Origin of the sequence: Corynebacterium sp. HMSC28B08 (genome assembly GCF_001806865.1) — a bacterium.
GTDB classification, from domain to species: Bacteria; Actinomycetota; Actinomycetes; order Mycobacteriales; family Mycobacteriaceae; genus Corynebacterium; species Corynebacterium auriscanis.
In genome coordinates, this window is the sequence record NZ_KV786194.1 from 1 (window position 1) to 1,529 (window position 1,529).

General features: G+C 57.0%; 1 protein-coding gene. It reads right to left on the reverse strand.

Annotated elements, in window-relative coordinates; translation table 11 throughout:
• Nucleotides 1-17: 17 nt before the first annotated feature.
• A complete protein-coding gene (locus HMPREF3098_RS10680; RefSeq protein ID WP_070435127.1) occupies nucleotides 18-1,247 on the reverse strand; it encodes an IS110 family RNA-guided transposase in 1,230 nt (409 codons plus the stop codon).
• Nucleotides 1,248-1,529 lie beyond the last annotated feature (282 nt).

Sequence of the window (1,529 nt, forward strand, 5' to 3'; positions counted from 1 at the left end):
GATGCTCCTATGTTGTGTCAAGCTGATTTGAGAAGTTCTTCATAAGCCAACCTCAACTCCGGCAAAGGGCGCTTGCCGGTTTCGATATCACTGATTCTCGCCGGGGCACACCCGAGTTTTTCAGCAACCTGGGCTTGCGATAACTGCCTCTCGATCCGTCGAGCTTTGAGTTCATCAACCTCTACCTGGCCCGTTGGAAGAACGGCCTGACCCAAGCACAACACCCGGTAGACCTCCCTGACAATGGCGCGTTTCAGACACCGTAAGATCTCCTTTTTCGACAATCCTTCCTTGGTGCGTTTGGCTACGTAGTCCCTGGTGCGTTGGTCATGATGCATCCGCACCAACGCGATCCGATGCAACGCAGAATTCGCCCGACGATCACCACCCCGGTTGAGACGGTGCCGATGAGTCCGTCCAGAACTAGCCGGAATCGGTGCGACCCCGCACAGATGAGCTAATGCTGCCTCGGAGTGAATCCGGCCTGGATTATCCCCCACACTGACAATCAGATCAGCAGCCACCACGGAACCACACCCAAATATCGAGGTCACATGCGGATTGATCATCTCAACCAGGATACTGATGTGTTTTTCCAGCTGCGTGCCCTGTTTCTGTAAATCACGATAGGTGGTGGCTAATGTCTTCAACGCGAGGAGCACCCCATTTCTAGGGTCGGCCAGGTCAGCTGATGGTCGGCACCGGGATAAGGCCTCCACCATGACCAATGTGGGCATCGCGCTATAGCGGCGTCGAATCTCATCGGGTGCTGTGACCAGCAACGATTTGATCGTTGTCATCAGTTTCGCTGCTGTCATCACGAGCTGACGGCGGGTGATCTGCAACCCACGGAGGGATTCCACTGGCCCGGAAGTGTCTTTCGGGATGCTTAAGGCTTCCCCGGTGAGCACCTGGCGGGCGGCAGCGACAGCATCAACGGGGTCTGATTTGCCGTCCCGGCGTCGAACGGCCCGGGTAGGGCGTAAGACTTCTACGACTGAGTATTTCTGGGTGCGAAGGTGGCGTGTCAGGCCTGCTCCATAGGAGCTGGTTCCTTCCACACCGACGGTGGTGACACCGTAGGTTGCCATAAACTCTGAAATCGCCACGTAGCCAGGGTTGGTGGCGGGGAAGGTGTCGGTGGCGATGTGCCGGCCGGTGTCCGAAATGACGGCAACAGTGTGGGTATCGGTGTGGGTGTCGATTCCGGCAACGGGGCCGGTGGGGCAGTCGAAAGTGGTAGACATTGGGGATCAGGTCCTGTCTGTGAGTAAACGTGCGGGTGACCCGCGATCCGGGGTTTCCGGGCAGACAAGACGCTGATGAGACGACTACACTAGACACCTGCCGGGGTGGTCACGGTGGAGACGTCACGCTCCTATAAGGTCATGGGCGGATTCACCGGATTGCGGTACAGGGTCGGAACTAACATGGAAGACAGATCACGCTGAAGGCACATGAGGAGATCATGGCCAGTCAAGAAGTGGGTCATTCCACGTGGTTCCGATCCTGTATTCCCATTATCAGCG

Bases quoted from the DNA above. Each gene is read 5' to 3' on its own strand.
- HMPREF3098_RS10680 (WP_070435127.1), bottom strand. From the start codon at position 1,247: ATGTCTACCACTTTCGACTGCCCCACCGGCCCCGTTGCCGGAATCGAC.